The sequence below is a fragment of the Nocardia sp. NBC_01730 genome (assembly GCF_035920445.1).
Taxonomy (GTDB): Bacteria; Actinomycetota; Actinomycetes; order Mycobacteriales; family Mycobacteriaceae; genus Nocardia.
Genome location: NZ_CP109162.1, coordinates 6,115,170 through 6,132,221, shown reverse-complemented (window position 1 = coordinate 6,132,221; position 17,052 = coordinate 6,115,170). Strand labels below are relative to the sequence as shown.

Genomic DNA, 17,052 nt, shown 5'->3' with positions numbered 1-17,052 from the left:
CTAAGCAAGGCCCGGGGCTTTCAACTGCCGAAATCCGCCCGTTCGCAGTATGTGATGGTGCGGTGACCCTATCGCGTTCTCGCGGTGATGTCGTGTTGGAACCCAAGATATTCCATTCACGGCGGGAACGGTCACTTACCCCAGGATTCGCACTCAGGTCGGACAGCATCTCGAACATTGGTCCTGCGTGGTCCCGCTCCGCTGGAGCACCGACGCGACTTCGCAGGATTCATCGGCCTAGTTCCGGTTCCGAGCGAAGTGAGACCGAGCTTTGCCCGTTCGCGGCCCGACTCGCGTCCGAGCGACGTAGCGCATGCGACGCAGTCGCCGGTCTCGATCGCTCGGACGCGAGCCAACAAGGGCCGCGAACACGCCGCGCCGAACGCGGCCAATAACTCAGCCGATGTTGGCGGATAGATCCGGGAGCATCCTGAGGGCCTCTTCGGACCAATTGTTCCAGGCGTGGACGCCGTAGGACGGGAAGGAGTAGACAACGTTGCCGCCACCCAGCGTCCCCATTCGAACCTGGAACGCGCGGGTGTTCGCCAGCGCCAGCGCCTCCAACTCCATGCCGTTGAGGGTATTGAAGCTCGGCTGGTCGGTGGCACCTGGCAGACCGCTCGCCGCGGCGATCCACAGGCGCGTGCCGTTGCGGACCAGGTTGGGCGCGAAGACGAACGGGTCCATGTGCAACCACTGCGGACTCCAGGGCGGCGCCATCGAGTCGACGTTATAGCCGCCCGCGTCCATCATGGCCATGCGAATGGCCTCACGCATGCCCGGCGCGGAGTTGTTCAGGTAGCCGGAGAACGAACCGGCGAAGCTGAACTGGTCCGGATGGTAGGCGGCCAGCGTCAGCGCGGCGCTGCCGCCCATGGACAAGCCGAAGGCGCCGTTGCGGTTCGGATTGAACCCGAGCCGGTCGCGCAGGGCCCAGCGCAGATTGTTGGTCAGGAACGTTTCCCACTGGTACCGGTAGCTCTTGCCAGGCCCGCCGGCGAACCCGTCGAGCCCGCCGGAGCCGGTGCTCGAGCCACTGCCTGCCGGGACGCCGAAGAACTCGCTCGGCGCGTTCCAGTCGGCGTAGAAACTCGACATTCCACCGACTGGCATGACCACGTTGATGTTCTGGCCGGCCAGCACCTCGGGGATGTTGGTCTCGATCTCCCAGCCGTTCAGGTTCTCCGGTGCCCGCAAGCCATCCAGCACATAGACGACGCGGTTGGTGTTGCCATCCGCGGCACGCAGGACCCGGGACTTGATCGGGCCCATGCCGGAATCGACCCAGAAGTCGAAGGCCGCCGGGTTGAACGCCGCCGATGCGGTGGCGCCGGTGCCCATGACGGTCGCGCCGAACGGCAGCAGCATCGCCGCCGCGATACCGATAGCCGATCGCCGCAGCCATGAACCTGTTGACCTATCGAGCCCGCGTCTCCCGCGCGCACTGTGCATCACACTCGACCCTTTCGCTCAGGCGGCCGGGTCGGCAAATTTCTAGCGATCTCCACCGGCCCCTCATCGGACACCGAAATCCCGACGTCCACCAAGAACGGACGAAACGACCTCGGTGCATGTTCTTCGTGTATCAATCGAAAACGGATGCCTACATGTTGCTAGATGGTGATCCCTGCCACAACTACCGAGAGGTCTTCCGCTTCATATTCGTTGTAAACAGAGTCGCGGACGACTGTGGAATACGAAAGACCGCCCGATGCACAAGCACACACCGAACGTTCTTTCTCCAAACACCGACCAACTCACACCGTCGGGTGCGCGCCTTACGAGCACGTTTGCGGCATGTTTCTCGAACCCTCGGTCGCAAGCCGAAAAGGCCGCCGAACAACGCGCCGAAGGTGCTGCAAAACAAACACAGCGTCCTACAAGCACGTTCGCGGCCCGTTTGGGGTCCGAGTGACCGAAGCGCATGCACCGCACCTGTTGGCCTCGGCCGCTCGGACCGAGCCACAAAACGGCTGGAAGGCCACTGCGGATATTCGAAAGACCGCCCTGCACACAAGTACACAGGGCGGTCCTTCACGGACGGCGCCGACCAACTCAGCCCCGTCGAGTGCGAGTCTTACGAGCACCGTTCGCGGCCCGTCTCGCGTCCGAGCGATCGAAGCGCATGCGACGCAGTCGCCAGTCCCGATCGCTCGGACGCGAGACTTCCCGGGGCCGCGAACACGCAGCGCCGCAGGCGCTGCAAAATAGTTCAGCCGATATTGGCCGACAGATCCGGGATCATCCGATACACCTCGTCGGCCCAGTAGTTCCAGTTGTGCACTCCGACGGCTGGGAAGTCGTAGGTGATGTTGCCCGCACCCAGCGTCAGCATGCGGACCTGGAACGCACGGGTGTTGGCCAGCGCCAGCGCTTCCAGACCCATCGCGTTGACGGTATTGAAGCTCAGGCCGTCCGCCCCGCTCGGCAGACCGCTACCCGCGGAGACCCACAGCCGGGTGTTGTTGGCCTTCAGCTGCGGCGCGAACACGAACGGGTCCATCCGCAGCCACTGCGGACCCCACGGTGGCGCCATGGCGTCGATGTTGTAGCCACCCGCGTCCAGCATCGCCACGCGGAGCGCCTCGCGCATGCCCGGCGCGGAGATGTTCAGGTAGCCGGAGTACGAACCGGCATAACGGAACTGTTGAGGGTGGTAGGCGGCCAGCGTCAGCGCGGCGCTGCCGCCCATGGACAGGCCGAATACACCGTTGCCGTTCGGGTTGAACCCGAGCCGGTCGCGCAGCGCCGAGCGCAGGTTGGTGGTGAGGAACGTCTCCCACTTGTAGGTGCTGGACTTGCCCGGGCCGCCCACGGAACCGGTCAGCAGACCGGAGCCGGAGTTCGCCGAACCGGTCGACGAGGAGCCCGCGCTGCCGAGACCGAAGAAGTCGCTCGGAGCGTTCCAGTCGGCGTAGAAGCTGGACGGGCCGCCGACCGGCATGACGACGTTGATATTCCATTTGGTCAGCTCGCGCGCGACCTCGGTGTCGATCTCCCAGCCGCTGAGGTCGTTGCGCGCACGCATGCCGTCCAGCGCGTACACGACGCGCCCGGTGTTACCGTCGGCCGCGCGGAAGACGCGCGACTTGATCGGCCCCATCTCGGAATCGACCCAGAAGTCGAAGCCGTCCGGATTGAGAGCGGCGGACGCCGGAGCGGCAGGGCCTGCCACCGACACCCCGAGCGGTAGCAGAACAGCCAGCGACACCAGCATCGAACGCTTGAGCCGGGCCCCTGCTTTTCGAGTATTCAGACGTCTGATCACGCCTCGCATCAGTTTCGACCTTTCGTTCTACGGCGACCGTGGCAGCCGTCCACACGATAACCCGCCGATTCCCACGATCAGCGGACGCCACAGCTGAGGCGTACGCATCGCAGCCTATCGCGGCATCGATGCCTGGACGTTATCAAAACGAAATAAAGCGGTGCACGCCACTTTATCGGATTCGTCAATGGAACCGCTGGGCCCACCGTGAACGGTGAGCCCAGCGGGGTCCGGATCAGCGTGGCACGACCGGCTGGGGAAACGGATCGACCAGCCCGCAGCGCTGAATGTCGTACTTCGGCACCCGATCCATCCGGTACTTGGCGAATCGCAGCGAATTGCGCAGATTGTGCTGGAAGCGCTCGAACGTGAGCGGGTCGCGGTAGGAGATCATCAGCGCCTGGGTGCCCGGGCAGCCCATCGCGGTGCGCGCCTGGGTCACCCACTTCTCGTCCAGGTACCAGGGCATCCACGGTTTCCTGTCCACCATGCCGGTGTCCACGACGACCCAGTCCGGGTACAGGCTCTTGTCGTGCCCGATCCGGCCGTCGGTGAGCCGGTCGGTGTGCGCGGCCAGCGGGTAGGCCAGGCCCATCGGATCGATCACCTGGACGTTCAGCGGAACGTTCATGCTGGTCATCCCGAGATTCAAGAAGTAAACCGAGTGGCCGACGCCGCCGACGGGGATGGGCTGCGGCGGTGGAGCGACATACCAGAACATGAAGGAAGGCGAATTGAGCAACAGCCCGCCGTTCGGGGTGGCCGCGATGTCGTCGACCATCGCGCGGATGCGCGGGTAATCCAGGTAATCCTCCGCCAGGATCGGATGGTCGTGACCGGTGTTGAGGACGTAGTAGACGCGCTCGTCGACGATGCCGGTCGAGGTGATCTTGGTGCCGGTCTTGATCGCGGTGGTGCCGGCGGCGAACAGCGCCCAGCCCGCGGTGCCGACGAGCGCGAACAGGATCACCGCGAAGGACCAGTCAGCGGCCGTCGCCCCGCGCAAGCCGCCTTCCGGCAGCCGGATCGGGATCACCGCGACCGGAAGCAGCAGGAGGAACAGCTGCGGAAGCAGCATGCGGCCGTGCATGAAGTCGCCGCCGACGCGCAGCGCGTAGACGGTCAAGATGAATCCGCTGAACAGCACAAGCGTGACCACTGCGCCCGGCGAGCGCAGTCGTTCCCGAACCCGCTGCACCGACCAACCGCGCTCTTCGTCCGCGGCGTGCTCGGACGGCGCCCCAATTCGCTGGGAACGGGCGCGCGCCGCGACCACCCCGCCGATCAGCAGCACCAGCAGCGGTACCCACAGGAAGTAGGGACCGACCAGATTCCAGAGATAGGTGAAGCCCTGACTCCACTTAGCGCCGCCCGCGTCCTTCGCGACCGCGGTGTTCGGATAGGGCAGGCCGTAGTAGCCCATTCGCCAGATCTGGTAGCCCAGCGGAACCAGCCCGGCCACCGCGACGATCACCACGCGCAGCACGATCGGGCGAATCCTGCTCTCCGGCATGGGTGCAAGGAAGATCATCAGCAGTGCCAGTGCGCCGACGAGCGTCATCTCGGGACGGATCAGCGGCGCGAGCCCGGCGAGGAAGACCAAGCCGAGCAAACCGGGCAGCCGAACCGATTTCGCCTGGCTCCACCGCATCAGCTGCCACCAGAGCAAGCCGATCCAGCAGATCACCAGGCCGCTCTCCAGGCCGGAGGTGACGTAGTCCCTGGCCGGGGGTAGCGCGATGTAGACGAGCACCCCCGCGGGCAGCAGCAGACCCGACCCGGTCCCGCCCCACAACCGGGACGAGCCGAACATGGCGAACGCCACCGCGGCCAGCGACACCGTCAGCGCGACGCCGAGCACCACGTACTCGAGTCGCGCCTGGGTCAGCCAGCTGAAGAACCAGACGAGGTAGGTCCATGCGGTACTGGTGTTGGTTTCGACGCGCTCGCCCTTGTTGAAGACTGGGCCGTTGCCCGCAAGCAGATTGCGAACAGTCCGCAACACGATGAGGCCGTCATCGGCGATCCAGCGCCGCTGCCAGCCACCGACCGCGAAAAGGACAACGGTGAGCGCGATCCCACCGACGAACGTGGCTTTGGATAGACGTGCGAACCGCAATGCGGAGGGCATGAGCTCATCAGCCGGCCGCTCCCCCGCGTATTCCGTTCGCTCCGCTACCAGCATCTCGTCAGGTGAGATAGACAGCGACACCTACCGCTCCGATCCAGGCAATTGCGAGGAACTGGAGGATACGGTCCCCCAGCGCGATCTCTTCGGGCTCACCGGCCTCGCCACCATCGACGTCGACCGCGTAACGCAGGATTGCGATGGTAAACGGAATCATCGAGATCGCGAACCATTCGGTGTGATTCTTGCCGTCCTGCTCGAACGCCCACAGCCCGTAGAACACCACCACCGCCGTCGCGGCCAGGGTCCAGATGAAGCGCAGGTATGTCGGGGTGTAGTACTCGAGCGACTTGCGGATCTTCGCGCCGGTGCCCAGCGCGATCTGCAGTTCGGCGTAGCGCTTGCCCGCCGCCATGAAGAGCGAACCGAAAGCCATGATCAGCAGGAACCACTGCGAGAGCGGGATGCTCGCCGCCGCGCCGCCGGCCACCGCGCGCAGCAGGAAACCTGAGGACACAATGCAGATGTCCAGCACGGCTTGGTGCTTGAGGCCGAAGCAGTAGGCCAACTGGATTCCGATGTAAATGGTCATCACCACGGCCAGATGCCATGAAGCCAGGAACGACCCCGCGATCGCCCCGGCCAGCAGCACCGCCGAGAGCAAGTAGGCCAGGTTCACCGGGACGATGCCGGCAGCGATCGGCCGGAACCGCTTGGTCGGGTGCGCCCGGTCGGCTTCCACGTCGAGCGAGTCGTTGACCAGGTAGATGCCCGACGCCGCCATGCAGAACACCACGAAGGCGATGCCGACATGGGCGAGCACGTCCACGTCGCTGGCCGTGCCCGCGGCCAGCGGCGCTGCGAGCACCAGGACGTTCTTCACCCACTGCCGCGGCCGGACAGCCTTGAACAGACCGCCGGCCAGCGTCTTGGGCGGACCCTTGACGGCGGCCTCGGCTAGGTCGGCGCCGGTCGGCTCTTCACTCATGTCAACCAAAGCTCTTTCTTGTGCGGTCACTATCAAGTCTCTTTTCGGCGGCAAGCAGGGCAGCGGCGGACGCGGCACCGAGCGCGGAACCGGCGAGCACGTCGGAGGGATAGTGCACCCCGAGAACCACCCGGGATAGCAGCATCGGGGGGACGAGCACCGCAGGCAAGGGTAGCCCGGTCAATCGGCCGAGCAACACGGCCGCCGCCGTGGTCGAGGTCGCGTGCGAGGACGGGAAGCTAAGTTTGCTCGGGGTACCCACGTTGACCTGCACCGATGGATCGTTCGGGCGAGGCCGCCGGACGATGCGCTTGATGACGATCGAGGCCGCGTGCGCGCCGACCGCGCCGACCGCGACCCCGGCCCACTGCCTACGCCGTGGTTTGTCCACCAGCCAGCCCGCGGCGGCGATGCCGACCCAGCCGAGCGCGTGCTCGCCGAAGTGCGACATGCCGCGCGCCGCGGAGACCACGGTGGGTTTGCTGCCGAGCGCGGCCTGCACGGCGTTGATGACGGCGACCTCGGGTGATACCTGCTCGCAGCACGCCGCTGGTACCGCGGACACCGGGCCGCCGTGGCCGTTCGCGCTCTGCGGCGGCCGGACCGCCGCCGCGTCGTCGGCCGCGTTCGCTCCGAGGCTCACCGCTGTCCACCCTTCGTGTCGTCGCCGATGCCGAAGACCTTCTCCCAGGCCGCCGTGCTGGTCAGCTGCGGATGTGCGGCACGGTAGCGCTGCTGCATCTCCGGGAAGCGAGCGGCCAGCTCTTTGCGCAGGCGCATCGCCTCCTTGAACAGACCGAGCGCTTGGCGCGGATCACGTTTGCGATAGACCACGCCTCGACCATCCGCTGTGGTGACAGTGACGCCGTCGACCTGCGAGAGCAGGAACCAGCGTGCGTCCAGCGTCGGCACGTTCAGCTGCGGGGTCTCGTGATGTTCAGTGTGGGCCGAGCGGAAGTTGTGCACTACGCCCTTGGCCAGCCGGACCACCTTGGCGATCGGGTTGGCCGGCTCGCCGACCGCGCTGACGCCGATGTGACTGGCCAGCGGCAATTCGGTGGACGAAGGCAGGATCACCGCATCCGGGTATTGCTTGCGCAGTTCGTGCACCGCGCCGAGCGCGCTCGGCAGCAGCTGGAACAGCCGTTCGGGGCCCGCGAGGAAGTCGCGGATGGCCAGGTTCTGGATCGCGACCGTCGAATACTCCAGGCACAGTAGGTGTTTCAGGGTCGCCTTGATCGTGTTGACGACCATCGCGCGACCGCTACCTGGCAGGTGCAGCGAGGCTACCACCAACCGGTTACGCAGGTGGAAGTACGCCTGCCAGTCGATGGCGTCGTCCTTGTCGCTCCAGGCCATGTGCCAGACGGCGGCGCCGGGCAGGGTGACGGTCGGGTACCCGGCGGCGCGGGCGCGCAGGCCGTACTCGGCGTCGTCCCATTTCAGGAACAGCGGAAGAGGCTGGCCGAGTTCCTCGGCGACCCGGCGTGGGATGACGCAGGTCCACCAGCCGTTGAAGTCGACGTCGATACGCCGGTGCAGCAGCTTGGAGTTGTCCCGGTCCTTGAGCGGGTACTTCGAGAAGTCGTGGTCGTACTCGACGTTCGGCGCGGCGGTCCACATGAAGATGCCGCGGTCGACGACCTCGCCCATGACGTGCAGGTGCGAACGCTCCTGCAGGTTGAGCATCTGGCCGCCGACCAGAACCGGCGACTTCGCGAACCGGGCGAAGGCCAGTGCGCGCAGGATCGAGTCCGGCTCGATCTCGATGTCGTCGTCCATGTAGACGATGTACTCGGCGTCGGTGGTTTTCAGCGCCTCGTACATGACCCGGCTGTAGCCGCCGGAACCGCCGAGGTTGGGCTGGTTGTAGATGGCCAGCCGATCTCCGAGCGCCGCGGACGATTCCGCGAAGCCGGGCTCGTCGACCACCTTTTCGGTGCCCTGGTCCGGAATGATCACGGCCTTGATCTTCTCCAGCACCAGCGGGTCCGAGCCGAGGGCGGCAAGGGTTTTCACCGCGTCGGTGGGCCGGTTGAAGGTGGGCATGCCGACCGCGACGCTGCCTTCGCCCGGCGCCTCGACCGGCGCGTACCAGCCGCCGGACAGCAGCGTGACCGCCGTATCGGTGGTGATGTCGAACCAGATCCAGCCGCCGTCCTCGAATGGGCGGAGGTCGGCCTCGAACTCGACGACAACCGAGTCGGTACCCGCCGCGACCGCGAACTCCTTGCCCTGCACGTGGATTCGCGAGCCGTCGGCCTTCGAGCGGTACACATCCACGCGCCCGTGTCCGGCCAGTTCCAGCCGGAGCACGACCGACTCGAGGATGCTCCAGCGCCGCCAGTAGCTCGCGGGCAGCGCGTTGAAGTAGGTGCAGAACGAGACCTCGGATTCCGCACCGACCGACAGCGACGTGCGGGTGGTGGCATGCGCACGGCGGGCGTTGGTCGCCGACTCCTCGACGTAGAGGGTCCGCACGTCGAGCGGCTCACCCGGCCGGGGCAGGATGATGCGCTGCAGCAGCGAAGTCGCACGGGTTTCGATGGTCATGTCTTCCAAGATGGATTGGGAGGTCATTCTGCTCCTGCATTGTTGCGGGATGCCCGCACCCGGACGGCTTCGGTGCGCAGGGCTCGGTGCGTGTGGCTCATCGTCCGGTGACTCATCTGGCCTCCTGGTCGTCCACGAGCGGCGCCCCGTCTTCCAGGTGCGGCCGCAGCACATTGTCGAACGTGCTCAGTGCGCTACCGATCGCCATGTGCATATCCAGGTACTGGTATGTGCCGAGGCGACCGCCGAACACGACCTTCGCCGTCGCGGTCTCGTTCTTGGCCAGGTCGCGGTAGGCCAGCAGCTTGGCCCGGTCCTCAGGGGTGTTGATCGGGTAATACGGTTCGTCACCGGTCTGCGCGAACCGCGAAAACTCCCGCATGATCACGGTCTTGTCGGTCGGGTAGTCGCGCTCGGGGTGGAAGTGGCGCGGCTCGATGATGCGGGTGTAGGGCACGTCCGCGTCGTTGTAGTTCATCACCGAGATCCCCTGGAAATCGCCGGTCGGCAGCACCTCGGTCTCGAAATCGATGGTGCGCCAGCCCAGCTCGCCCTCGCTGTAGTCGAAGTAGCGGTCCAGCGGGCCGGTGTAGACAACCGGTGCGTCCGGGCTCTCGGCCCGCAACTGGTCACGCACCTCGAACCAGTCGGTATTCAGCCGCACCTCGATCAGGTCGGAGGCGGCCATGTTCTCCAGCCACTTCGTGTAACCCTCGCGGGGCAGACCCTCGTAGATGTCGTTGAAGTAGCGGTTGTCGAAGGTGTAGCGCACCGGGAGGCGAGTGATGTTGCCCGCGGGCAGTTCCTTCGGATCGGTCTGCCACTGCTTGGCGGTGTAATCGCGCACGAACGCCTCGTAGAGCGGGCGGCCGATGAGCGAGATGGCCTTCTCCTCGAGGTTCTGCGCGTCCTTGGTCTCGATCTCCGAGGCCTGCTCGGCGATCAGCTCGCGCGCCTCCTCCGGTGAGAAGTAGCGGCCGAAGAACTGGGAGACCAGACCGAGCCCCATCGGGAACTGGTAGGCCTGTCCCTTGTGCATCGCGACGACGCGATGCTGATACCCGGTGAACTCGGTGAACTGGGTGACGTAATCCCACACGCGCTTGTTCGAGGTGTGGAACAGGTGTGCGCCGTACTTGTGGATCTCGATCCCGGTTTCCGGATCTGGTTCGGAGTACGCGTTACCGCCGATGTGATGGCGGCGGTCGATCACTAATACCCGTTTGCCCAGCACGGTGGCGGCGCGTTCGGCAACGGTCAGCCCGAAGAATCCGGAGCCGACGATGATCAGATCGAACTGTGAGGTGGAATTGACGGAGTTACCCGGGGACGATGCGACGGTCACGGGAGCCCAGAGTATCCGAAGTCTCCGCCGCGTCCGGGTGGAGTCGGATGCGGCGGTGGGCGGCGCTGCTCCGGCGGACGGTTTCGCACCGGGGGCATCCAAATTTCGCCGGATGTTTGCCGAACATTGTACCGGCCGCCTGTGGGCGGCGGTTTACTGCTCGCCCCAACTGATCGCACGTCGAGTTCGCGGCCGTCCGGGATGCGAGCCGGCGGCCGATCATGCCGCCCGCACCGACTGGATCGCCGTGCTCGACTACGGGCGCGGATCGCGAAATTCCGCCCGCACGCCGCCACTGGACCGTTGGCCGCTGTGGGCAGCGGTAACCTCACCTGGTCGCACACCCGAATCGTCGAGGCCACCACCCATATCGCTCCCGGCGCCTGGCGCCGCAACCTCGCCCTGATCCTCGATGGACTGCGCGCGGTGGCTGCCCACCCGCTGCCGGTCCCCCCGATCACGGAAAACCAACTGATGCACGCACTCGGACGCGGCCCCTCCGGCGACGACCGATCATAAACGGCGGCCACGGTCGGGCACCGCGTCGAAGCGGATGAGTCCGTCTGCGAGATGTCACCGGTGCGGTCGAGGCCGCGGCGCCGATGGATGGTGGCCACACTGCGGGAAGGCGAGAGCGCTTGCGGGGCGGCCGAGTTCGTCGCCGACGATGCCGAAAGCGAGCGCCGCTGGGGGTGCGGAATGGCCGTCGGCCGGTACGCGTCCTGTGCGTACCGGCCGACGGCCAGGTGCGGTCTAGAGTCGACGCTCGGCGTAGACCTTCATCGCGTCTCGCACGAACTCCGCGGTGCCCGCCCCATACACGTCATAGTTGGCCGCGAATCGCAGGTCGGCGACATACATCTCACCGAGACCGACGAAGGCCTCCTTGACGACAGGGCGACCCTGCCAGCCGATCCCGATCCAGTCGTGATGGCGCTGGGCAATGGCCTGCACCTCGCCGCTGTCGGGCGCGAGCCCGGCGGCGTGCGCCCGGCCGTAGTCGGCGGCGATGTCCAGGTGGGTCTGCTGGAACGTCTTCTTGTCCGCGTCGGAGATCGAGCGCCACCAGCGGTCGCCGCTCTCGTAGGCGTCCTTGCCCCAGCGTTCGATCACCTCGTCGCTGTATTCGGTGTGATCGAAGCCGTCGAAAACTTCTGCTGCCACGAGTTGTTCACCTCTTTCCGTCTTCTGCAGCGTGATGTGGACCGACTCGATCCGGCGCCGGATCCGATCTTGTTCCTGCCGAAGCAGTTCCAGGTGTGTGCGCAGCGCGGCGGCGGTGTCCTGTTCTCCGGCAAGAACTTCGGCGATGACCGGAAGGCCGAGGCCGAGTTCCCGCAGCAACAGGATGCGTTGCAACCGCACGAGGGAGCCCTGGTCGTAGTAGCGGTACCCGTTGGCGCCGACCCGGCTGGGCGGCAGCAGCCCGAGCTGCCCGTAGTGGCGCAGCGTGCGACTGGTGGTACCGGCCGCCTTCGCCAAGTCCTGAATGGACCATTCTCCGGTGACCGTGGCCATGACCGTGTTCTCCCTTCTGCTCTCGTCGGTGCAATCAGCATGCAAGTTGACGCTACGTCAAGGTCAACCTCTATTTCGGATGCCAGCGCATCGGAACAGGCGCGGGTGTGACCGGCTCCTCGGGCCCCCACCGATTGGCCGAGCATGGTGCCGACGGGTCGAACAAGACCTCAGGTGGTTCTTCGACGAGTTCGACATGATTTCTGGGAGTTCGACGTGCCGGCCACACTGCGGCGATCCGGCGCCGACGACCTCACCGCGGGCGCGCAGCTCGAGGTCGCCATGGCGACCGAGGGCGCGATCACCAACCGGATCGGTCGGCTCGAGACCAAAAGCCTCCGCCGGACCGACTTTCCTGCGATGAGTGGCACATCGCTGTGGCAAACGTCGAGAGATGCCTCCGTGGTGTGCCGCTCGTCCGCCAGGCGTCAGGGGTGGTGGGCGGGTCCCATGGAGCTGGAGGGGGTCGGCCGCGCAGCACTGGGCGAGACCGCGCTGGTGGGCGGCGTCGCGTCACTTTGCGTAACCGAACCATTGGACGGGATCGCACCAGCAGCCGTAATCGAATTAGCAGAGGACGCACCAACCGGCGGCACCCCACCAACCGGCGGCACCCCACCAACCGGCGGCACCCCACCAACCGGCGGCACCCCACCAACCGGCGGCACCCCACCAACCGGCGGCACCCCACCAACCGGCGGCACCCCACCAACCGGCGGCACCCCACCAACCGGCGGCACCCCACCAACCGGCGGCACCCCACCAACCGGCGGCACCCCACCAACCGGCGGCACCCCACCAACCGGCGGCACCCCACCAACCGGCGGCACCCCACCAACCGGCGGCACCCCACCAACCGGCGGCACCCCACCAACCGGCGGCACCCCACCAACCGGCGGCACCCCACCAACCGGCGGCACCCCACCAACCGGCGGCACCCCACCAACCGGCGGCACCCCACCAACCGGCGGCACCCCACCAACCGGCGGCACCCCACCAACCGGCGGCACCCCACCAACCGGCGGCACCCCACCAACCGGCGGCACCCCACCAACCGGCGGCACCCCACCAACCGGCGGCACCCCACCAACCGGCGGCACCCCACCAACCGGCGGCACCCCACCAACCGGCGGCACCCCACCAACCGGCGGCACCCCACCAACCGGCGGCACCCCACCAACCGGCGGCACCCCACCAACCGGCGGCACCCCACCAACCGGCGGCACCCCACCAACCGGCGGCACCCCACCAACCGGCGGCACCCCACCAACCGGCGGCACCCCACCAACCGGCGGCACCCCACCAACCGGCGGCACCCCACCAACCGGCGGCACCCCACCAACCGGCGGCACCTGGGTCACCTTCGGGTCCGGCACCATCTGCAGCAACGTTGTGAAGTCGACGACCCGCGCGCCGAGCGTCGGCGTCGCGATGATGACACCGTTGGTGTAGTTCCGGTAGGTCCCCGCTTGCTGCGGCAGGATCATCTCCGGTCCGACCGGTTGCCCGACCGCACTGTTCGCGCCGCCGATCCGCCGGTACTCGGCATCGATCATCGACTCGGTGATCGGCGCTTGCGCGCGCGGGTCCTCGGGCGCGGCGGTGGCGAACAGGTCACTGGGCGCCGGGCCTACATCGAAGGTGTAGATGTCCGCGGGCTCCCCGCCGTCAGGTGCGGCGGAGTACTCCGATCGGAGGATCCGCCCGTCGCGCAGCAGTACCATGCCTGTGGTGGTGGCGACTGCCGCGGTCGCTCGCGGATCCTCCTTCGCGGTGCCGGGGTACACCTGACAGTCGGTGGTGTCGCACGTCTGCGCGTACGGATACCGCTGCTCGGCAAGGGTGTACGAGCGCGCCGCGATCGCCTGCGCGCGCAGCGCCTCGGCCGCGCCCTCGTCCGCCCAATCAGCCTGCACCTCGGCCGGGACAACGCCGAGTACATAGTCCTCGACATCCACCTGATTGACCGTGCGGGCTTCGCCGTCCTCGGTGGCCACGCCGAGCGTGCCGCGGTAGGCCGGCCCGCCACACAACGTGAGATGTTCCGCGGCCGGCCGATTTGGAAGAAGATCGACCGGATAGGCCCACGGATCGTCGGTCGCGGTCTGCCACAGCACGTCGCCGTCGCAGCCGACCGTCACGACCACGTTCGCGCCGCCGTCGGGCAGCGGTGTCAGATGCGCGGCCTGATCTGGCGCGAGTTCGCGGCCCGCCACCCACAGACCGGCATCGGCATAGACATCCAGCGATGAGTCGTCCTGCTCCATGAGCCGGACCCGGACGGCGTTCGGCGGGATGGCGCCCAGGGCCGCTCCGGGGTAGTAGTGCGCGAGGATTCGTTCCGCGCCCCACCCGTCGCGCGCGCTCTCGAAGGCGCCGACCTGGCTCATGCCGCGTCCGTGCCCCGGTCCGGCCACGGTGCGGTAGGGCTCGTCACCCCACCAGCCCCACAGCAGGGACACGATGCCCGCCAGGAGCACGGTTCCGCCGTTGACCAGCACACGGCGCGGCGAGAAAGTCGATTGCACACGGGCCCGCCACCGTTGCCTCGATGGCGGGCGTTTGGCTTGCTCATTCCGGTTCCGCGTTCGTCGCATCCGTTCACTCCCACTTTCCGGGACCGGTCGGCACATGTCGGCATGTCGAACGAGCCGGTCGCAATACGAGAGCTACATTCGAGCAATCATAATCCTCGACCAGAGGTTTAGGCGTGTGACAATTGTGGCTATTGTGATTGTTGATGCGTCAAGAAGCAACCCTGATTGTGCTCATGGTCGTTGGTTCGACCTGATTGGAGACACTCGTGCGGTACCGCAAACCGAAACGCTCCTACGTGCTCCCGGTTGTCACCACCCTCGCGGTAGCAGCGCCGTTCGGCGCGCTCACGCTCGGTGATTCGACCGAGTACCGCACCGCCACCGACGACAACCTGGCCGCTGTGCCCGCCCAACTCGCCGAGGTCGTGCTCAACAGCATGCCCGACATCGTGCTGCCGCTGCGCGAACTGACCGGACTCGACCTGCCCGATCTACATCTTTCCGATCTGCGCATGCTGCCGATTCCGACGTCCATTCCGGTTCCGCAAGGACTCCCGCTACCACCCGGTGTGCAACTACCCGAAGAAATTCCCTTGCCCAATCTGAATACCGGCCAAACCTACGGCCAGAACATTCCTTCGGGTCCGATGCCCAACAGTCAGAGTTCGAATCCAGAACAGGCTCCGGGGGGTGTACGTTTCATCGCCGACCCCGCCCAGCTGGAGCCGGGCACCACCCCTGACACCCCTGCGCTGTCTCCTGGCGCCGTGCCGCCCGAGCTGATGACTCAGGTCGGCGCTCAGGTGAAAGAACTGTCCAGAGACATCCCGTTCAGCATGGTCGCGCTCACCGCCAAGGAGTTGGACAACACCAAGGCGACGATCCGCGCTCGGCAACCCGACGGCACCTGGGGCCCCTGGTACGACACCGAACCGGTCGACACGCACCGCACCGACCGCTCCGGCAAGGGCGCCACCGACGGCACCGAGCCGATCTACGTGGGCAATACGAACGCGGTGCAGGTACTGGTGACCCGCAAACAGACCGCGCGGCAGACCCCCACCCCCCTCGAGCAGCCCGCCCTGCATTCGGACGACCCGGCGCAGCACTCCGCCGACGCGCTGACCGCCGTGCTCATCGATCCGGGGCGCGGTGCCATCGACGGCTCGCTCGACAACGTGGCCGCAGCGCTGCCCGGCAGCGGGCCGAACGTGATCACCCGCGCCCAATGGGGCGCCGACGAATCGATCCGCTGCGACGAGCCGACCTACGACGACGATCTCGGTGGCGTCACCGTGCATCACACCGCCGGTCGCAACGACTACAGCAAATCCGAATCTGCGGGCATCGTCCGCTCGATCTACACCTACCACGCGAAAACGCTCGGCTGGTGCGACATCGGCTACAACGCGCTCGTCGACAGGTACGGCCAGATCTTCGAGGGCCGCTTCGGCGGGCTGGACCGCCCGGTGCAAGGCGCACACGCGGGCGGGTTCAACGAGAACACGTCCGGTGTCGCGCTGATGGGCAACTACGAATCCGAGCAGCCCACGAACGAATCGCTCACTGCGATCGGCAAGTTCATCGGCTGGCGCACCACAGTCGCCGGACTGGACCCCAAGGGCTACACCACGATGTACTCCGAGGGCACCCAGTTCACCCCCTACCCACAAGGTGAGGCCGTGCGGCTGCCGATCGTCTTCGCGCACCGCGACGTCGGCAACACCAGCTGCCCCGGCGACGCCGCTTACGCGCTGATGGACCGGATCCGCGACCTCGCCGCCGGCGCCCCTGGTGCATCCGGACCGAACAGCCAGACCCCGCCGCGCGGCCAGACCGACCTGGCGGCCCTCGCCGCGCTGACCACCAAACTGCTGGACATGGTGCACGAGAACATCATCGCCAGGCACTGGTCGGCGACCGGCGGCCCGAACGGTCCGCTCGGCGGCGCGCAGTCGGACGTGCTCCCTGCGGCGCAGGGTCAGCAGTACGCCAAATTCACCAACGGCTATGTCTACACCGCACCGAACGGGCAGGTCGTCGAGGTGCTCGGCACCATCCTGGACCGCTTCCTCCAGCTCGGCGCCGACGCGGGCATCCTCGGTCTCCCGACGACGAACGCGTACCCGGTCCCGGACGGTCAGCGCGCCGACTTCCAGTACGGCTCACTGATTCTCAACCAACTCACCGGAATCGTCACCACGGTCTGGAAGACCTACAACGACACCTACCAGCAACAGGTGAACCGCAACCGGAACGGTGCGGTGGCAGGTCCCGCTCCGGCAGGGGTTCCGGCCCCGGACGGAGCCCAAGCTCCGACTGCCCCTACGGGCGACCCGGTACCCGCGGTCGACGCGACTCCGGATGGCAACCAGACTACAAACGGTGCCCAGTCACCCACTGGCCCCGCATCGGCGAACGCGGACACCCCCGCCCCGGACCCTGCCGCAGCACCCACCAGCTCAGCCCCGGATGGCCAGACACCGGACAGCGCCCAATCACCCACCGGCCCCGCATCGGCGAACGCGGACACTCCCGCCCCGGATCGTGCCGGGATAGCACCCGCCGACTCAGCCCAGGACAGCCGGACACCGGATGATGTCCAGACACCGGCTGGCCCTGCGCCGGTAGCTGTCGCCCCGGCGGGTACCCCGGCACCCGCCGGTGAGCACGCCCCGTCCCCCGAGGGCTGAATTACCGACCCCGCACAGCAAC

The 17,052-nt window shown here is 66.9% G+C and carries 11 protein-coding genes; 2 read left to right on the top strand and 9 right to left on the bottom strand.

The features are described from left to right. Positions 1-396: 396 nt before the first annotated feature. From OHB12_RS25680 to glf, 7 genes are all read right to left on the bottom strand, one after another. Positions 397-1,452, bottom strand: a complete 1,056-nt coding sequence (locus tag OHB12_RS25680) for an alpha/beta hydrolase (protein WP_327121453.1) — start codon at positions 1,450-1,452, stop codon at positions 397-399. A gap of 760 nt (positions 1,453-2,212) precedes the next feature. After that, positions 2,213-3,277 carry an alpha/beta hydrolase gene (locus tag OHB12_RS25675; protein WP_327111442.1) on the bottom strand — a complete coding sequence of 355 codons (1,065 nt, stop codon included), beginning with the start codon at positions 3,275-3,277 and terminating at the stop codon, positions 2,213-2,215. 226 nt (positions 3,278-3,503) lie between these two features. Further along, positions 3,504-5,453 (bottom strand): flagellar motor control protein ZomB, encoded by a 1,950-nt coding sequence (gene zomB / locus OHB12_RS25670; RefSeq protein WP_327121450.1) that lies wholly within the window; start codon positions 5,451-5,453, stop codon positions 3,504-3,506. Positions 5,454-5,457: 4 nt separating this feature from the next. Next, positions 5,458-6,384, bottom strand: a complete 927-nt coding sequence (locus OHB12_RS25665; RefSeq protein WP_327111440.1) for a decaprenyl-phosphate phosphoribosyltransferase — start codon at positions 6,382-6,384, stop codon at positions 5,458-5,460. 1 nt (position 6,385) lies between these two features. Further along, entirely contained in the window at positions 6,386-6,895 is a 510-nt protein-coding gene (locus tag OHB12_RS25660; RefSeq protein WP_442800137.1) for a phosphatase PAP2 family protein, read from the bottom strand. 128 nt (positions 6,896-7,023) lie between these two features. Next, positions 7,024-8,964 (bottom strand): glycosyltransferase, encoded by a 1,941-nt coding sequence (locus OHB12_RS25655; protein ID WP_327111438.1) that lies wholly within the window; start codon positions 8,962-8,964, stop codon positions 7,024-7,026. An 85-nt stretch (positions 8,965-9,049) separates the two neighbouring features. Then, entirely contained in the window at positions 9,050-10,282 is a 1,233-nt protein-coding gene (gene glf, locus OHB12_RS25650; RefSeq protein ID WP_327111436.1) for a UDP-galactopyranose mutase, read from the bottom strand. A 312-nt stretch (positions 10,283-10,594) separates the two neighbouring features. Between glf and OHB12_RS25645 the strand changes: the two genes are divergently transcribed. Continuing rightward, complete coding sequence (locus tag OHB12_RS25645) at positions 10,595-10,801, top strand: hypothetical protein (RefSeq protein ID WP_327111434.1); 207 nt, start codon at positions 10,595-10,597, stop codon at positions 10,799-10,801. A 234-nt stretch (positions 10,802-11,035) separates the two neighbouring features. Here OHB12_RS25645 and OHB12_RS25640 read toward each other — a convergent pair whose 3' ends face one another. After that, positions 11,036-11,800, bottom strand: coding sequence for a MerR family transcriptional regulator (locus tag OHB12_RS25640; RefSeq protein ID WP_327111432.1), 765 nt, complete (start codon positions 11,798-11,800; stop codon positions 11,036-11,038). A 428-nt stretch (positions 11,801-12,228) separates the two neighbouring features. Then, positions 12,229-14,328, bottom strand: coding sequence for a SpoIID/LytB domain-containing protein (locus OHB12_RS25635; RefSeq protein ID WP_327111430.1), 2,100 nt, complete (start codon positions 14,326-14,328; stop codon positions 12,229-12,231). Positions 14,329-14,603: 275 nt separating this feature from the next. On the opposite strand from OHB12_RS25635, the gene OHB12_RS25630 reads away from it, so the two are divergent. Then, positions 14,604-17,030, top strand: a complete 2,427-nt coding sequence (locus tag OHB12_RS25630; protein ID WP_327111428.1) for an N-acetylmuramoyl-L-alanine amidase — start codon at positions 14,604-14,606, stop codon at positions 17,028-17,030. Positions 17,031-17,052: the final 22 nt, after the last annotated feature.

Coding starts and splice junctions, on each gene's coding strand:
- OHB12_RS25655 (WP_327111438.1), bottom strand. CDS start 8,964: ATGACCTCCCAATCCATCTTGGAAGACATGACCATCGAAACCCGTGCG.
- OHB12_RS25680 (WP_327121453.1), bottom strand. CDS start 1,452: ATGCACAGTGCGCGCGGGAGACGCGGGCTCGATAGGTCAACAGGTTCA.
- zomB (WP_327121450.1), bottom strand. CDS start 5,453: ATGCTGGTAGCGGAGCGAACGGAATACGCGGGGGAGCGGCCGGCTGAT.
- OHB12_RS25640 (WP_327111432.1), bottom strand. CDS start 11,800: ATGGCCACGGTCACCGGAGAATGGTCCATTCAGGACTTGGCGAAGGCG.
- OHB12_RS25675 (WP_327111442.1), bottom strand. CDS start 3,277: ATGCGAGGCGTGATCAGACGTCTGAATACTCGAAAAGCAGGGGCCCGG.
- OHB12_RS25665 (WP_327111440.1), bottom strand. CDS start 6,384: ATGAGTGAAGAGCCGACCGGCGCCGACCTAGCCGAGGCCGCCGTCAAG.